This window comes from Microbacterium aerolatum, assembly GCF_007988825.1.
GTDB lineage: Bacteria > Actinomycetota > Actinomycetes > Actinomycetales > Microbacteriaceae > Microbacterium > Microbacterium aerolatum.
This window is the reverse complement of sequence record NZ_BJUW01000019.1, coordinates 21084-36126: the sequence shown is the minus strand read 5'-3', so window position 1 is coordinate 36126 and position 15043 is coordinate 21084. Positions and strand designations below refer to the sequence as shown.

Here is a 15043-nt window from a genome sequence, read left to right as displayed (position 1 = left end):
TCGCAACCCGCGTGTGCGGGATCTGCACACCCGACTATGCCAGAGATGGCATGAGTCGAGCGGGGTGGGATGCCGCGGTCAGTGCGCGCGGAGCTTCTCGGTCAGCCGGCGCAGGTGGCGCAGTTCTTCCTCGTCGAGCGCGGACATGCGCTCGACGATCGAGCGGCTGTGCGCGGTGGCGACCTCACGGAAACTGCGCGCGCCGGCATCCGTCGCGGTGAGGATCGATCCGCGCCCGTCCTCCGGGTCGGCGCCCTTGGTGATGAGTCCGCGCGCGACCATGCGGTCGACGAGCCGGGAGACGCTCGGCTGACTGATCAGCATGTTCGTCGTCACGTCGCGCAGTCGCGCGGTCATGCCAGGCGCGCGAGCGACGGTTAGGAGCACGTCGTACTCGCTCTGGGTGATCGGGGTGTTCTCGAAGTCCGCGCTCATGGCCGTGAACAGTTCGTGTTGCGCGCGGAACAGGCCCTCCCACGCTTCGAGCGCGAGCTTCCGGTCTGTCATGAGAAACAAGAGTAGTGGAACGGTGAAGGGCCGGTCGGAGAGGCTTCCGACCGGCCCTTGTCCCTTGCACCAAGAGTGTCCTGCAATCACATGCGGTGGATGCCACAGCAAACATTCACCGTGCGATAACTGTATAACGGCGAGGTAACGAATGCAACGGTCAGGTAACGAAAAGTTTGCACATCCGATCAGGCGACCGATCTTCGCGAGGCCCCGTCAACCCAGTACGAACCGCACCGCGTTCCCCCATGGGTCGGCGGTGACGACGCTGCCCTCGGCGGCGGAGTGCTCGATGCCGGCATCCGTCAGCCTGACGACAAGCGCGTCGAGATCGGATGCCGCCGGCACCGCGACCGTGATCCCGCGCAGCCCCGCGCTCTCGTCTCGCGCTCCCGCCCCCGCGCTCTGCCAGGTGTTCGTGGCGAGGTGATGGTGGTAGCCGCCGGCCGAGTAGAAGAGCGCGCCGTCAGCCTCGGCCGTGACGTCGAACCCGAGCACGTCGGAGTAGAAGGCACGGGCAGTGTCGAGGTCGCCGACCCGCAGGTGCACGTGACCCATGGTCGCGGTGCCGGATGCGTCGCCGTCCAGGTTCTCGTCGATGAACTGGTTCGGATCGAGCATCGCGCTGCCCATCACGACTTTGCCGTCCTCCCAGACCCACTCCTCGCGAGGCCGATCGACGTACAGCTCGACGCCGTTGCCTTCGGGATCGACCGCGTAGAACGCCAGGCTCACGGCGTGGTCGGCGCTGCCCTGGTACGACTCGGGCGCGAGCTGGGCGATGTTCACCAGGGTGCGCGCCAGTGACGGCGCATCGTCGAACAGGATCGCCGAGTGATAGAGCCCGGCGCTGCGCGGATCGTCGGCGCCGGCATCCGTGCTCTCCAGGCGGATCAGTGGCCCGTCGACACCGAGCACGGCAGCCTCGTCGGACTCCTCGAGGACCGTCAGCCCGACGATGTCGCGGTAGTACCGGGTCATCGTGTCGAGGTCGCGCGCCGCGATCGTGACGACGCCCATCTCGGTCTCGGCAGGCAGCACGCCCGACGGCGTCGGTGCCCCGGTCGTCGCAGGCTCGGTGGTCTCCGCAGGCGAATCGGATGCCGCGGCATCCTGCGCTGCGCCATTCTGGGCGACGATCGCCCACCAGACGACGATGACGCCGGCGACGACGATTGCGGCGCTCAGGCCGATGATCCAGCGGGCGGTCGACGAGAGCGGGAGGCGGGCAGTCCGTGAAGTCACATCTCGGGAAACAGCATCCGAAAGAATATTGTTCCCGCGGAAACTAAATTGGTGCTGTTCCCGACCTCATCCTCGACGGCGACTGTGGTCTTCGAGATCAGGTTTCGCACGCAACAGGTCGGCGATCTCCTCCTCAGGACGCGGCGCGATGGTCTCGTCCTCCTCGAGTTCCGGCAAGCTCGGCTCGCCCGCTTGCGGGACGTGGTGGGGCATGATGTGATCGCCCATGTTCGGTCGCATGTGCACCACCTCCTGGCGCCACCATACTCCGCGCAATCACGCGCCGGAACGGCTCTTCGTGACGCTGCTCAGTACCAGTTGACGGACTGCGAGTGGCCCCACGCCGAGCACGGCGTGCCGTATGCGCGCGAGATGTAGTCCAGTCCCCAGCGGATCTGCGTGCTGGCGTTGGTCGCCCAGTCCGAGCCGAAGGTGGCCATCTTGTTGCCCGGGAGGGCCTGCGGGATGCCGGTCGCCCCGCCGTTCTGGTTGTAGGCCTGATAGTTCCAGCCCGACTCCTTCTGCCACAGCGAGTTCAGGCAGGAGAACTGATCGGCGCCCCAGCCGTACTTCTCGGCGGCGATGCTCGCTGCGACGTCGCGGGCACCGTTCGGGGTGTTCGCCGCTGCGATGGCGGCGATGCGTGCCGCGGCAGCCTCTTCGGCCTTCTTCTTCTCCACCGCGGCATCCAGGCGCTCGCGCAGCGAAGCGGTCTGCTCGGTGATGGTCTCGGTCTGGCTCACCGCGTCGGCGGTCAGGTCGGGTCGCACCAGTGAGGTGACCTCGTCGTCCGCGAGGGCGTCGATCGCACCGAGCAGCGCGGTGCTGTCGATGGCTGTGCCCTCTTCGCCCAGGTCGAGGCCCGAGGCCTCCGCTTCGGTGACGGTGGTGGCGGCGTTCGTGAGCGCGGTGCGGGCCGCCTCGAGTGCGGCCGTCGCATCCGCCATCTCGGTGCGGAGCTCGCCGCGGTCGATGACGGCGGCGCGTCCGGAGATGTCGGCGGCGGCGGGTGCGGCTGTGGTGAGTCCGGCTGTGGTGAGCAGGCCGAGGGCGGCTCCGGCGACGAGGGTGAGCGCGATGACGCGGCGGCGGGCAGGGGCGACAGTCTGAGTTTCGGGCATGACGAACGTAACGATCCTTTGACGTAGCTGAGCCGCTTCGGGGCGGCGCGTGCGCCCTCGGGCCGAGCGCACAAGGTAACGATTCTGCATCACGGTCTCTGGATGGAACCTCCGTGCGCCCTGAATGCCCGGTGTGAGCGAACCTGCCGAGAAAGTTGGTACTTGGTGTTGCCAAGTACCGGTACTCAGTGTTACTTTGTACCGGTACTCAACGTCACTGAGTAGAAGGAGAGATCGATGGCCAGTCAGATGACCGAGATGCTCAAGGGCACGCTCGAGGGGATCGTCCTCGCGATCCTCGCCGATCGTCCGGCGTACGGCTACGAGATCACGTCGCGGCTGCGCGACGAGGGCTTCACCGACCTCGTCGAGGGCACCGTCTACGCCCTGCTCGTCCGCATCGAGCAGCGCGGGTTCGTGGACGTCAAGAAGGTTCCTTCCGAGAAGGGTCCGCCGCGCAAGGTGTACTCGCTCAACCGGCAGGGCCGCACACAACTCGGCGAGTTCTGGAAGACGTGGAGCTTCCTCGCCGAGCGCATCGAACACCTCCACCGCAACGAGTCGCACAGCAACGAAGGAGAATGAACATGGCCGCGAAGTGGTTCGAAGCGCTCACAGGATCGCTCGAGCAGAAGAAGCAGTACAAGCAGAGCATGGCGCGCATCGACGCCCTGCCCGCGCCCTATCGCAGCACCGCCATGGCGCTGCACCGGTACCTGATGGTCTCCGGCGGGATCGTCGACGGCGACACCATGATCACGATGTTCGACGACTTCGCCGACCTCTGGGAGCAGGCTGCAGCCGATCGCACTCCGGTGCGCGACATCGTGGGAGAGAACCCCTCCGAGTTCGCCGACACCTTCGCCCAGGCGTACGCCGGCAGGCACTGGGTCGACAAGGAGCGCAAGCGCCTCGCCGACGCGATCGACGCTGCCGTCGAACAAGAACCGGAGGCTGAGCGATAATGATCCACGCGCACGGCATCACCAAGTCCTTCAAGGATCTCCCGGTGCTGCGGGGCGTCGATCTCGAGGTGGATGCCGGGTCGATCGTCGCCCTGCTCGGCTCGAACGGCGCCGGCAAGACGACCCTCATCCGCATCCTGTCGACGCTCCTGAAGGCAGATGCCGGGACGGCGATCGTCAACGGGCACGACGTGGCGGACGCGCCTGGCGACGTGCGCGAGTCGATCAGCCTCACGGGCCAGTTCGCCGCCGTGGACGAGGTGCTCACGGGCCGCGAGAACCTGATTCTCGTCGCCCGGCTGCGCCACCTCGACGACCCGGGCGCGATCGCGGACGACATGCTCGCACGCTTCTCGCTGACGGATGCCGGCAATCGCCGCGCCGGCACCTACTCCGGCGGCATGCGCCGCCGGCTCGACATCGCGATGAGCCTGGTCGGCAGGCCTCCGATCATCTTCCTCGATGAGCCGACCACGGGTCTGGATCCGCAGTCCCGCATCGAGGTATGGCAGACCGTGCGAGAACTGGCGGATGCCGGCACCACCGTGCTGCTCACCACCCAGTACCTCGACGAGGCCGAGCAGCTCGCCGACCGCATCGCGATCCTGCACGAGGGGACGATCATCCAGAACGGCACCCTCGCCGAACTCAAGCGGCTGCTGCCTGCTGCCCAGGTCGAGTACGTCGAAAAGCAGCCGAGTCTCGAGGACGTCTTCCTCGCCCTCGTCGGCCCCACCGAAAGCGGAAAGGACAACTGATGACCAGTCACGTCCTCAGCGACACCCGTGTTCTCACCGGGCGCTCGCTGCGTCACATCCTGCGTAGTCCCGACACCATCATCACCACGGCGATCACGCCGATCGCGCTCCTCATGCTGTTCGTGTGGGTCTTCGGCGGTGCGATCGACACCGGCGGCGACGGCTCCTACATCGACTACATGCTGCCCGGCATCCTGCTCATCACGATCGCCTCCGGCATCTCGTACACGGCCTACCGGCTGTTCCTCGACATGCAGGGCGGGATCTTCGAGCGCTTCCAGTCCATGCCGATCGCCCGCTCCAGCGTGCTGTGGGCCCACGTGCTCACCTCGGCCGTGGCGAACATCCTCTCGGTCGCGATCGTCATCGCGGTCGCCTTCGCCATGGGGTTCCGCACCGGTGCGTCGTTCGGCGCCTGGCTCGGCGTCATCGGCATTCTGCTGCTGTTCACGCTCGCACTGACCTGGCTCGCGGTGATCGCCGGGCTGTCGGCGAAGACGGTCGACGGCGCGAGCGCGTTCAGCTACCCGCTCATCTTCCTGCCGTTCATCAGCTCGGCGTTCGTGCCCACCGAGTCGATGCCGGGGCCGGTCGCCTGGTTCGCCGAGCATCAGCCGGTGACGTCGATCGTGAACACCATCCGGGCGCTGTTCGCCGGTCACCCGGTCGGCGACGACATCTGGGTCGCGCTCGCGTGGCTCGTCGGCGTCCTCGTCGTCAGCTACGGCGTCGCCGTCGCGGTCTACCGCCGCAAGCTCCGCTGACCGAAGCCCCCTGACTCCCGGCCGCAAGGGCCATGGCGGGTCAGGGGGCATCGGTCTATCCTCCGAACATGTCGAAGACGGCCGAGCAACCGGGAGCCGATCAGTGGGTGCCGCCCCACGCGGCGGTCGACGACCTCCGCCGCGCGGCCGAAGACTGCCGCGGGTGCGAGCTGTGGCGGGATGCGACCCAGGTCGTCTTCTCGCGCGGACCGGCGGGAGCTGCGATCATGCTCGTCGGCGAGCAGCCGGGAGACCGCGAGGATCTCGAAGGCGAGCCGTTCATCGGTCCCGCCGGGCAGATCCTCGTCGAAGCGATCACCGCGGCGGATCTCGCCGAGGACGACGTGTACATGACCAACGCCGTCAAGCACTTCCGCTTCGAGCGCCGGGGCAAACGACGCATCCACGACAAGCCCGCCGTCGGCCACATCGTCGCCTGTCATCCCTGGCTCGAGGCAGAGGTGGCGGCGGTCACGCCCGAGGTCCTCGTCGCCCTCGGCGCGACCGCAGCAAGATCGGTGCTGGGGCGGACCGTCAAGATCGGCGAGGTGCGGGGACGGGTGCTCGAACCTCCGGCCGGATTCGCGTCGCCGGTGGTCGTCACCGCGCACCCGTCGAGCATCCTGCGCGTCCGCGACTCGGCAGACCGGGAGAGCGCCTTCAACGCGCTGGTGGAGGATCTCCGCCTCGCCGCCGACCTGATCGCCCGCTGACCGGTGCCCGCTTAGCGATGCTCGCGATAGCGTGAGCGGATGATCGCTCAGGAGAACGGCTCGGGTCGCGCGCTCGTCCTGGTCCATGGATTCGGCGTCGACCATCGGGTCGTGACCCCGCTCGATGCGGCTGTCGATGCCGCCGGATGGCGCCGGGTCTACGTCGACCTTCCGTGGGTTCCGCCGGTCGCCGAGGGTGCACCGGACAGCACGCAGAAGATCGCCGACGCATTGGTCGCCGAGCTTCGAGGGCACTTCGGAGAAGAGCCATTCGCGATTCTCGGCAACTCGTTCGGCGGGATGCTGGCCCGCCATGTCGCGCACGAGATGCGCGACCAGATGCTCGGCCTCGCCACCCTCGTCGGCGCATTCGTCCCGTACACCGCCGACCGCACGCTTCCCGAGCGTCTCATCCTGCGCGAGGACGAAGAGGCCCGCCGTGCTGCCGGAGTCGCCGCCGCAGACTACGCGGAGATCGCCGTCGTGCAGTCCGCTGCTTCTGCCCGCGCGTACGCGGAACTCATCGCGCCGGCCGCCCGTGCCGCGGACGAGGATCTGATGGCACGGATCGCATCGGACTACGCCCTCGACCGCGAGCCCGAGGCGGAGCATCCGGAGCCGTTCGACCTGCCGTCGCTGCACGTGTTCGGCAGGCAGGATCAGGTCACCGGGTTCGAGGACGGGCTCGCGCTTCGCGCGCACTACACGCGCGGCACTTTCGCGGTGCTGGATGCCGGCGGGCACAACGTGCACCTGGAACGCCCCGCACTGGTCGAGGCCCTCGTCACCGACTGGCTCGCGCGGATGGATGCGTAGCCCCGTGCATGCTGGATGAGTTCAGCCAGTTCTGAGCGTCCTTGACCGACCGAACTCATACCGCATCGCTGCTCGGGGCGCCGGGCGGGCCGGGCCGCGGCGCTCAGGCGAACGAGTCCTCGATCGCGACCATCCATGAGATGCCGAAGCGGTCGACGAGCATGCCGAACTCGCCGCCCCACGGCGCTTCACCGAGCGGCATCACGGCCGTGCCGCCGTCGACCAGTCCCTCCCATGCGCGGTGCAGATAGTCGGTGTCGACCGAGCCGCCGCTGAGCGAGACGGAGATTCCCTGCGGCTTCTCGTACTCCATGCCGGTGGGGGTGTCGGATGCCATCAGCACCAGCCCGCCCGGGGCGTTCAGCTGCGCATGCATCACGAGATCGTCTTCGCCTTCGGCGACGCCGCTGTCGGGCATCTCGCCGAACGTGCTGACGGCGAGATCTCCGCCGAGCACACTCTGGTAGAACTCCATCGCTTCGCGGGCGGAGTCGCTGAAGGACAGGTAAGGGTTGAGATTCGCCACGGTGACTCCTTCGTCGAGCTGCTCGAATGCAATCAGTGTGCGCTCCGAAGCCGCGATCCTCAATGGGGTGCCCGTGATTCGGCGATGCCGGATGGGTTCGGTCGAGGGAGGAGCTACTCCACGAGCTTGCCCTCGATGGAGACGTCGCGGATGAGACCCAGAATCTCCGACGGAATCGGCGGGATCTCCTCGCGGGTCACTCCCGCGGTCGGCGACCACACGAGGTTCACCTGCAGCGCCGGATCCTCGTCCGGGAAGTCGCTGCGGTTGTGGCATCCACGGGTCTCGCGCCGCTCGAGCGCGGCCTCGAGGGTCGCCCGGGCCGCGAGCGCAGAGGCTTTCAGATCGAACGCGTGGGCGAGGTCCTGGAATCCGGCGATGTCCGGGTGGATGCCGACATCCGCCATCCGCCCCTCGATCGTCTCGAGCTCGGCGAGCCCGGTACGCAGCCCCTCCTCGGAGCGCACGACGCCGGCGTGCTCGGTCATCGTGTTGCGGATCGCGCGCTGGAGCGCCCGGACGTTCTCCCGTCCGTCGGCGGCCAGCAGCTCGTCGATCTCGGCGCGCGCAGCGGCCACAGCCTCCGAGGATCGGTTCTGCGCCTCGAGGCCCGCGGCGTGCGCCATCGCGGCCTGCCCGACGATGCGGCCGTACACGAGCAGCTCGATCAGCGAGTTACCGCCGAGGCGGTTCGCGCCGTGCAGTCCGCTGGACGCCTCGCCGATCGCATAGAGCCCTCCGACGTCGGTGCCGTGATCGTCCGGACGCACCCATACGCCGCCCATCGAGTAGTGCGCGGTCGGGGCTATCTCGATCGGGTCGGTGGTGATGTCGAGCATCTGCAGCTCCATCATGGTCTGGTAGACGCGCGGCAACCGGGTCATGATCGTCTCGCGCGGCAGGTGCGACACGTCGAGCCAGACGCCGCCGTTCTCGGTTCCGCGGCCCTCGGCGATCTCCGTGTAGGCCGCCAGCGCGACGCGGTCGCGGGTGGACAGCTCCATCCGCTCCGGGTCGTACTTCGCCATGAAGCGCTCGCCGAGCGCGTTCCGCAGGATGCCGCCCTCACCGCGCGCGGCCTCCGAGATGAGCGTTCCCGCCGCGTTCTCCGGCTCGATGATCCCGGACGGGTGGAACTGCACGAGCTCGGGGTCGCGCAGCCGTGCCCCGGCCTCGACCGCGAGGCGGAAGGAGTCGCCGGTGTTCTCGTCGCGCCGCGACGAGGTGCGACGCCAGATGCGGTTGTGTCCGCCGGCGGCGAGGATCACGGCATCCGCGTGGATGAGGTAGCGCGTGCCGTCGGCCTGATCGAAGCCGTAGGCGCCGAAGACGACGTTGTCCTTCTCGAGCAGGCGGGTGATGTAGACGCCGTCGAGGATCGGCACGTTCAGTTGCTCGGCTCGGCGGACGAGGGTGCGCTGGATCTCGAGCCCGGTGTAGTCGCCGGCGAACGCCGTGCGGCGGAACGTGTGCGCGCCGAAGAATCGCTGCGAGATGCGGCCGTCGTCCTCTCGCGCGAAGTCCATGCCCCAGCGCTCCAGGTCGCGGATGCCGCGTTCCGCACCCTGGGTGACGATCTCCACCGTGTGTGGGTTGGCGAGGAAGTAGCTCTCCTTGATCGTGTCGGCGGCGTGCTGCTGCCAGGTGTCATCGGCATCCATCGTGCCGAGCGCGGCGTTGATGCCGCCGGCGGCGAGCGACGTGTGCGCGTCGTTCCGGGGGCGTTTGCCGACGGCGAGGACGTCGACGCCGTGCTCCGCCACCTCGATGGCGGCGCGCAGACCCGACCCGCCGGTGCCGATGACGAGGACGGTGGTGGAGATCTGTCGTTCGCGAGTAGGCATGATCTCCACGCTAAGAACCCGGCGACGATAACTCCAATGCATTGTTGGCGTCGTGACGATACGCTGGAACTATGAATCTGGAACAGCTCAAAGGATTCGTCGCGGTGGCTGAACTCGGGCACTTCACCCGTGCGTCCGAGAAGCTGCATCTCGCCCAGCCATCGCTGAGTCGCCAGATCTCGACCCTCGAGCAGGAGCTCGGCGCCGAGCTGTTCCACCGCGCCAGGGGCAACATCTCGCTGACTCCCGCCGGGGAGACGCTGCTGCCGCGCGCGCGTCGCATGCTGACGGATGCCGACGCGATCCGCTCCGAGATGGCGGAGCTCGCCGGACTCCAGCGCGGGCAGGTGCGCCTGGGGGCGAGCCCGACGCTGTGCATCAGCCTGGTCGCCGAGGCCATGGCCGACTTTCACGAGGCGCACCCCGGCGTCGAGCTGCTGCTGACCGAGGCCGGCTCCAACGTGCTCGTCGAACAACTCGCGGGCGGGATGCTCGACATGGCCCTGATCACGCTCTCCGACCAGCTGCCGGTGACGAACTCCGCGCTGGTGCGCACTCCGCTGCTGATCGAGGATCTCGTGGTGGTCGCGTCGGCCGCGCACCCGCCGCTGACCGCGGGCGTCGGCATCGATGTGACGGAACTCGCTCGTCTGCCGCTCGTCTTCTTCGCGGAGAGCTATGACCTTCGCGCCACGACGGATGCCGCCTTCCGAGCCGCGGGACTTGCGCCGACCCCGGTCGTGGAAGGGGCGGAGATGGACGCCGTGCTGCGATTCGTGGAGCGCGGGCTCGGCGTCGCGGTCGTGCCGGCGATGGTGCTGCTCGATCGGCCGGGGCTCCAATCGGTGCGACTGGTGGAGCCGCGCTTGGCCCGCACGATCGGGCTCGCGCATCGCTCTGACGTCAACCCCACCCGCGCGGCCGCGGCGATGCGCGAGGTGATCGTCGCGACCGCTGCGGAACTCGTCGACCGGGTGCCCGACACCGTGGGCATCGCCACGTCCTAGGCGCGACCCCCGCGGGCCGGCCTTGTCGGTCTATCGTCCCGCGTCGCTGCGGGGATGCAGGACGCCGGATGCCGCGCCCAGGGCGGCGCCGACGATGGTGTCGATCACCCGCTCCAGCGCGACGTCCATCGACCCGATCTGCCCGGTCGCGGCTCCCGTCAGCAGCAGGACGAGCGGTGTGATGATCGTCAGCGCGAGCGCATAGTGGCGCACCACGACGAGCTCGACCGAGAACTGCATGATGCCGAGGATCAGCGCGATCCACAGCCCCTGCGGATGCAGCAGCGTCAGCAGCGCATAGACGCCGACGCCGACGATGGTGCCCACCATCCGGTGCAGTCCGCGCTGGAACGCGGCTCGACGGTCGGCCGCGACACCGATCACTGCGACAGCGGCGCCGACGATCCAGTAGCTGCGGCCGGGGTCGACGAAGAGTCCGACGAGCACGCCGATCACCGCGACGATCGCGACGCGCACCAGCAGCAAGCGCGAGGGTGCATCGAATGCAGGCCCGGGGAACAGCTCGCCCAGCGGACGCGGCCGATGCGATCGCACGCGGCGGATCAGCAACGGCGACAGCGCGACGACGTACGAGAAGGCGCAGCCGCAGGCGAACGCGGCGATGTAGAGCAGCGGGGCGATCGCGGCATGACCGAGGATCTGCGCCGACAGCCCGAACGCGAGCACGAAGAAGATCGGCCCGGGCGGTCCGAGCTTGAACCCGAACGAGAGACCGGCGGACGCGAGTGCGATCAGGACGATGCCGATGCTGACCAGCCCGAGATTCGCCCCGGCCAGCGCACCCAGCGTCGCACTCGCGATGAGTCCCGCCGCGACGAAGGGCAGTACGCGGGCGCGTTCCACGACCGGAGCGGCGCCGGCGAACAGCACGGTGAACGCGCCGGATGCGGCGATGTACCCCAGGATGGGGAAGCCCAACAGAGTCATCACCGTGATCGGCACGGTCATGCCGATCGCCGCCTGCACCCCCAGCTGCCACCGCGGACCACGGGACGGGGCGAATGCGAAAAGACTCACTGATCCATTCTCTCGCGGAATCCATCAGGGGCTCTCGCAGAATCGTCAGCGGTGTTGCGTCGCCACCCACTCCGCGAACGTCTGGTGACCGTGATCCGCCTCGGGGTCGGGCAGCGCGAGTCCCGCGCGCATGCCCTTCATCTGCGCGGTCGGGAGACTGATCGACGGCACCCAGCCGCGGTAGCCGATCGCCTTCGCGTAGGTCTTGATCATGGCATCCAGCGCCTCCTCGCGCGGGCCGGCGAAGTCGTTGGCGCGCCCCTGCGGCTCCGACGCGGCCAGTGCGACGAGTCGCTCGCCCACCTCGGCCGCAGCGACCGGCTGGGTGCGGGCGCGCGGCGCCAGGTGCAGGGGGCCGGCCTTCGCCCGCGCGAACATCTGCGCCGCGAACTCATGGAACTGCGTCGCCCGCTGGATCGTCCACGGCACCGGCGACGCCTCCATCACCTTCTCCTGCGCGACCTTCCCTGCGTAGTAATCGACCGGGATCCGGTCGATCCCGACGATCGACAGCAGCACGACATGCCGCACCCCTGCGCGCTCGGCGGCGCCGACGAGGTTCCCGGTCGCCGTCGTGAAGAACTCGGTCGCGGCGTCTGCGCTCAGGGTGGTGATGTTCGCGGTGTCGATCACCGCGTCGACGCCCTCGAGCGCGGCATCCAGGCCTGCGCCCGTGACGAGATCCACACCGCGCGATCGCGTCAGGATCACCGCCTCGTGTCCCGCACGGCTGACGGCCTCGGCGGTCGGCGTCCCGACCACACCTGTTCCTCCTGCGATGGCGATCTTCATCGGTGTTCCCCTTCTCGCTGTCGACTCTCAGTGTCGTGCATGAGCGGGCGCGGCGGCCACAGTTCACCGCGGTCCGGCAGCGGTCCGCGCGCGAGTTAGCATGAGGCGATGGACGCAGTCGTCGCACGCCCCGGTATCGCCGATCGGCTCTCCCGCATGATCCAGCTGCCGACGGTCTCCGCCGAGCTCGAAGAGCGCGGGATGCAGCCGTTCGATAACTTCACGGCACTCATCGCCGAGCTCTATCCGCTCACCCATCAGCAGCTCGAGCTCGAGCGGCACACTGACTTCGGGCTCCTGTTCCGCTGGAAGGGCTCCTCGGATGCCGCGCCGCTGGTCCTCATGGCGCACTACGACGTCGTGCCGGTCGACGAGTCCGACCCCTGGACGCACCCGCCGTTCTCCGGCACGATCGCCGACGGACGCGTGTACGGCCGCGGCGCACTCGACGACAAGGGTCCGCTCATCGTCGTTCTCGAGGCCGTCGAGAACCTGCTCGCGGCCGGATTCACCCCCGCCCGCGACGTGTATCTGTCGTTCGGCGGCAACGAGGAGACATTCGGCGCCGCCGCGGTCGAGATCGCGCGAGTGCTCCAGGAACGGGGAATCGTGCCGTGGCTCGTCGTCGACGAGGGCGGTGCCGTCGTCGACGCTCCGCTCTCGTTCGTGCAGGGGCGGGCTGCGATGATCGGCGTCGGCGAGAAGGGCGTGCTGACGCTGAAGCTCAGCGCGCGCGGCGACGGCGGCCACGCATCGGCACCGCCCACCCTCACCGCGGTGCGTCGCATCGCGCGAGCGGTGAATCGCCTTGACCCAGGGACGTTCCGGCTGCGCACGCCGAAGGCCATCTCGCGGATGCTGTCGCAGTTCTCCGAGCAGGCGACGGGCCCCTCGCGGCTGCTGCTGAAGGTCCTCGCGGCCGCGCCGCCGCTCACTGCTCGAGTCTTCGCGGCGCTCGGGGGAGAACCGGCGGCGATGGTGCGGACCACGCTCGCGCCCACCATGCAGTCCGGAGGAACGGCGGCGAACGTCATCCCCTCGCAGGCGTCCGCCACCGTCAACCTGCGCATCGCTCTGGGTGAGACGGTCGAGGATGCCGTCGCGCGGGTGCGACGCCGCATCCGCGATCCGCTGGTGTCGATCGACGTGCTGGAGGGCAGCGAGCCCTCACCCGAGTCGCCCACCGACAATGCGCAGTTCGCGCTGCTCGGTCGCGCGCTGGAAGAGGCGTTTCCCGGGGTCCGGCCGGTGCCGTACGTGATGATGGCCGCGACGGATTCGCGCCACTTCCACCGGTTCTCGCCTGCCGTGTACCGGTTCGCGCCGTTGGAGATGTCGAACGCGCAACGCGCCGCCATCCATGGCGTCGATGAAAGCGTCGAGATCGCTACGCTCGAGCGGGGTGAGAAGTTCCATCGGGCGCTGCTCGAGCACCTGACCTGACGTCCCGACATTTCCATACCCGAATGGAGCAATGATGCCCCGTACCGCGACCCTCGGGGCGCTCGCCGCCGTCGTCGGATTCCTCGCCTTCGTCGAGTTCACCAGTGGTGTGCTCCAGGGGTACTACACGCCGATGCTCTCGGACATCGCGCGGCACCTGCAGATCCACGACGCCGACGTGAACTGGCTCGAGGGCACCCAGCTGATGCTGTCGGCCCTCGTCGTGCCGGCGTTCGCGAAGCTGGGCGACATGATCGGGCACAAGCGGATGCTGCTGATCTCGACGGCGCTCACCGCAGCGGCCGCGCTCGCCCTGCCGTTCACGGATTCGTTCTGGGTGTTCCTGGTGGCGTGGACGCTGATGGGCTTCTACGTCGTGTGGCTGCCGCTGGAGATCGCCCTCATCTGGTCGCGTTCGCGGCGGATGGAGGGGCGTTCCGTGATCACCGCCCGGGCTGCCGGCCTGCTCGTCGCGGCTCTCGAGACCGGCGCCATCCTCGGCGCGCTGGTCGGCGGCGCACTGATCGACGTGCTGCCGCTGACGATCGTGCTGCTGATCCCCGCCCTACTGGTCGTGGTGTGCTTCTTCGTCATCCTGTTCGGGGTGAAGGAGTCGCCGGATCAGACCGGCGGTGTGCTCGACACCGTGGGGCTCGTGCTGATCTCGCTGGCGCTGATCTGCTTCACCGGCGGGCTCAGCCTGCTGCGCCTCGATGGCGGACTGGTCAACCCGTGGTCGTGGGTCGTTGTCGCGCTCGGCCTGCTGCTGATCGTGCCGTTCGTGCTCTGGGAGCTCCGCCACGACGACCCGCTGATCGACGTGCGTATGTTCCGCTCGCCGGCGCTCGGTCCGGTGTTCCTCACCGCCGGGCTGTTCGGTGTCAGCGTGCTCGGCGCTCAGGCACCGCTGTCGACCTTCTCGCGCACCGACCCGGAGGTTTACGGGTACGGGCTCGGCACGACCGGCTTTGCGACCTCGCTCATCATCGGCATCTACCTGATCGGCATGATCGTGGGCGCGCTGCTGTTCCCTGTCATCGCGCGAGTGCTGACGCCGCGGATCACCCTGATCGGCGCATCCGGATTCGTCGCCGTCGGGTACCTGCTCTTCCTGCCGTTCCACGACGCGTACCTTCAGGTGATCACGAACATGGTGATCGTCGGCATCGGCTCCGGGGCGCTCGTCGCCGCGCTGCCGGCCGCTGCGGCATCCGCTGCTCCGGAGACGCAGACCGGCGTCGCGACAGGACTCACGAACTCCGTCAAGACCGTCGGCGGCGCGATCGCCTCGTGCGTGTTCGGCATCGCGCTGCTGCACGGCGTCGCTTCTGCGGCCGGGGGAGCGGAAGGCACCGCCGGCTCGCTGGAGGGCTACTTCACCGTCTGGATCGTGTGCGGCGTCACCGCCCTGGCCGCGGCAGTGCTGCTCGTGTTCGTGCCGAAGCAGGCCTTCACCGACCGGACGGTGGCCGAGGCGGAGCAGCAGCCCGCGACGATGTGACCG

17 protein-coding genes are annotated in these 15043 nt (G+C 68.5%); 9 read left to right on the top strand and 8 right to left on the bottom strand.

Going from position 1 to position 15043, the window contains the following annotated elements:
- Nucleotides 1-78: 78 nt before the first annotated feature.
- The 4 genes from MAE01_RS14880 to MAE01_RS14870 all read right to left on the bottom strand — a co-directional run bounded on the left by MAE01_RS14880 (nucleotide 79) and on the right by MAE01_RS14870 (nucleotide 2873).
- Nucleotides 79-507 carry a MarR family winged helix-turn-helix transcriptional regulator gene (locus MAE01_RS14880; RefSeq protein WP_147040715.1) on the bottom strand — a complete coding sequence of 143 codons (429 nt, stop codon included), beginning with the start codon at nucleotides 505-507 and terminating at the stop codon, nucleotides 79-81.
- A gap of 216 nt (nucleotides 508-723) precedes the next feature.
- On the bottom strand, nucleotides 724-1752 hold the full coding sequence (locus tag MAE01_RS14875; RefSeq protein ID WP_147040714.1) for a VOC family protein: 1029 nt from the start codon (nucleotides 1750-1752) through the stop codon (nucleotides 724-726).
- Between the two features lie 66 nt (nucleotides 1753-1818).
- On the bottom strand, nucleotides 1819-1992 hold the full coding sequence (locus tag MAE01_RS16055) for a hypothetical protein (protein WP_186806264.1): 174 nt from the start codon (nucleotides 1990-1992) through the stop codon (nucleotides 1819-1821).
- Nucleotides 1993-2060: 68 nt separating this feature from the next.
- Entirely contained in the window at nucleotides 2061-2873 is an 813-nt protein-coding gene (locus tag MAE01_RS14870; RefSeq protein WP_147040712.1) for an aggregation-promoting factor C-terminal-like domain-containing protein, read from the bottom strand.
- A 237-nt stretch (nucleotides 2874-3110) separates the two neighbouring features.
- Here MAE01_RS14870 and MAE01_RS14865 point away from each other — a divergent pair, with 237 nt between their 5' ends.
- From MAE01_RS14865 to MAE01_RS14840, 6 genes are read left to right on the top strand one after another with little or no spacing between them, the layout of a single operon-like run.
- Nucleotides 3111-3458, top strand: a complete 348-nt coding sequence (locus MAE01_RS14865) for a PadR family transcriptional regulator (protein WP_147040710.1) — start codon at nucleotides 3111-3113, stop codon at nucleotides 3456-3458.
- A gap of 2 nt (nucleotides 3459-3460) precedes the next feature.
- On the top strand, nucleotides 3461-3838 hold the full coding sequence (locus tag MAE01_RS14860; protein WP_147040708.1) for a DUF1048 domain-containing protein: 378 nt from the start codon (nucleotides 3461-3463) through the stop codon (nucleotides 3836-3838).
- On the top strand, nucleotides 3838-4596 hold the full coding sequence (locus MAE01_RS14855; RefSeq protein ID WP_147040706.1) for an ABC transporter ATP-binding protein: 759 nt from the start codon (nucleotides 3838-3840) through the stop codon (nucleotides 4594-4596). The genes MAE01_RS14860 and MAE01_RS14855 overlap by 1 nt, the downstream gene beginning before the upstream one ends.
- Entirely contained in the window at nucleotides 4596-5360 is a 765-nt protein-coding gene (locus tag MAE01_RS14850; RefSeq protein WP_147040704.1) for an ABC transporter permease, read from the top strand. The genes MAE01_RS14855 and MAE01_RS14850 overlap by 1 nt, the downstream gene beginning before the upstream one ends.
- A gap of 32 nt (nucleotides 5361-5392) precedes the next feature.
- A complete protein-coding gene (locus MAE01_RS14845; RefSeq protein WP_147040702.1) occupies nucleotides 5393-6073 on the top strand; it encodes a UdgX family uracil-DNA binding protein in 681 nt (226 codons plus the stop codon).
- A 39-nt stretch (nucleotides 6074-6112) separates the two neighbouring features.
- On the top strand, nucleotides 6113-6889 hold the full coding sequence (locus MAE01_RS14840; RefSeq protein ID WP_147040700.1) for an alpha/beta fold hydrolase: 777 nt from the start codon (nucleotides 6113-6115) through the stop codon (nucleotides 6887-6889).
- Between the two features lie 103 nt (nucleotides 6890-6992).
- Here the strand turns inward: MAE01_RS14840 and MAE01_RS14835 are convergent, their stop codons facing one another.
- Together MAE01_RS14835 and MAE01_RS14830 are read right to left on the bottom strand one after the other, a co-directional pair.
- Nucleotides 6993-7415: a VOC family protein gene (locus tag MAE01_RS14835; protein ID WP_147040698.1), complete on the bottom strand. Its 423-nt coding sequence runs from the start codon at nucleotides 7413-7415 to the stop codon at nucleotides 6993-6995.
- Nucleotides 7416-7528: 113 nt separating this feature from the next.
- Nucleotides 7529-9259: an L-aspartate oxidase gene (locus MAE01_RS14830; protein ID WP_147040696.1), complete on the bottom strand. Its 1731-nt coding sequence runs from the start codon at nucleotides 9257-9259 to the stop codon at nucleotides 7529-7531.
- Between the two features lie 71 nt (nucleotides 9260-9330).
- Here MAE01_RS14830 and MAE01_RS14825 point away from each other — a divergent pair, with 71 nt between their 5' ends.
- A complete protein-coding gene (locus MAE01_RS14825; RefSeq protein WP_147040694.1) occupies nucleotides 9331-10266 on the top strand; it encodes a LysR family transcriptional regulator in 936 nt (311 codons plus the stop codon).
- A 30-nt stretch (nucleotides 10267-10296) separates the two neighbouring features.
- Here MAE01_RS14825 and MAE01_RS14820 read toward each other — a convergent pair whose 3' ends face one another.
- Together MAE01_RS14820 and MAE01_RS14815 are read right to left on the bottom strand one after the other, a co-directional pair.
- Entirely contained in the window at nucleotides 10297-11304 is a 1008-nt protein-coding gene (locus MAE01_RS14820) for an FUSC family protein (protein ID WP_147040692.1), read from the bottom strand.
- A 45-nt stretch (nucleotides 11305-11349) separates the two neighbouring features.
- A complete protein-coding gene (locus MAE01_RS14815; RefSeq protein ID WP_147040690.1) occupies nucleotides 11350-12096 on the bottom strand; it encodes an SDR family oxidoreductase in 747 nt (248 codons plus the stop codon).
- A gap of 108 nt (nucleotides 12097-12204) precedes the next feature.
- On the opposite strand from MAE01_RS14815, the gene MAE01_RS14810 reads away from it, so the two are divergent.
- Nucleotides 12205-13539: a M20/M25/M40 family metallo-hydrolase gene (locus tag MAE01_RS14810; RefSeq protein ID WP_147040689.1), complete on the top strand. Its 1335-nt coding sequence runs from the start codon at nucleotides 12205-12207 to the stop codon at nucleotides 13537-13539.
- Nucleotides 13540-13573: 34 nt separating this feature from the next.
- The gene (locus tag MAE01_RS14805) at nucleotides 13574-15040 is read left to right on the top strand and encodes an MFS transporter (RefSeq protein WP_147040687.1); all 1467 of its coding nucleotides are present in this window, start codon (nucleotides 13574-13576) and stop codon (nucleotides 15038-15040) included.
- Nucleotides 15041-15043: the final 3 nt, after the last annotated feature.

Coding starts and splice junctions, on each gene's coding strand:
- MAE01_RS14855 (WP_147040706.1), top strand. CDS start 3,838: ATGATCCACGCGCACGGCATCACCAAGTCCTTCAAGGATCTCCCGGTG.
- MAE01_RS14860 (WP_147040708.1), top strand. CDS start 3,461: ATGGCCGCGAAGTGGTTCGAAGCGCTCACAGGATCGCTCGAGCAGAAG.
- MAE01_RS14815 (WP_147040690.1), bottom strand. CDS start 12,096: ATGAAGATCGCCATCGCAGGAGGAACAGGTGTGGTCGGGACGCCGACC.
- MAE01_RS14845 (WP_147040702.1), top strand. CDS start 5,393: ATGGCGGGTCAGGGGGCATCGGTCTATCCTCCGAACATGTCGAAGACG.
- MAE01_RS16055 (WP_186806264.1), bottom strand. CDS start 1,992: ATGCGACCGAACATGGGCGATCACATCATGCCCCACCACGTCCCGCAA.
- MAE01_RS14825 (WP_147040694.1), top strand. CDS start 9,331: ATGAATCTGGAACAGCTCAAAGGATTCGTCGCGGTGGCTGAACTCGGG.
- MAE01_RS14805 (WP_147040687.1), top strand. CDS start 13,574: ATGCCCCGTACCGCGACCCTCGGGGCGCTCGCCGCCGTCGTCGGATTC.
- MAE01_RS14850 (WP_147040704.1), top strand. CDS start 4,596: ATGACCAGTCACGTCCTCAGCGACACCCGTGTTCTCACCGGGCGCTCG.
- MAE01_RS14870 (WP_147040712.1), bottom strand. CDS start 2,873: ATGCCCGAAACTCAGACTGTCGCCCCTGCCCGCCGCCGCGTCATCGCG.
- MAE01_RS14830 (WP_147040696.1), bottom strand. CDS start 9,259: ATGCCTACTCGCGAACGACAGATCTCCACCACCGTCCTCGTCATCGGC.
- MAE01_RS14840 (WP_147040700.1), top strand. CDS start 6,113: ATGATCGCTCAGGAGAACGGCTCGGGTCGCGCGCTCGTCCTGGTCCAT.
- MAE01_RS14810 (WP_147040689.1), top strand. CDS start 12,205: ATGGACGCAGTCGTCGCACGCCCCGGTATCGCCGATCGGCTCTCCCGC.
- MAE01_RS14865 (WP_147040710.1), top strand. CDS start 3,111: ATGGCCAGTCAGATGACCGAGATGCTCAAGGGCACGCTCGAGGGGATC.
- MAE01_RS14880 (WP_147040715.1), bottom strand. CDS start 507: ATGACAGACCGGAAGCTCGCGCTCGAAGCGTGGGAGGGCCTGTTCCGC.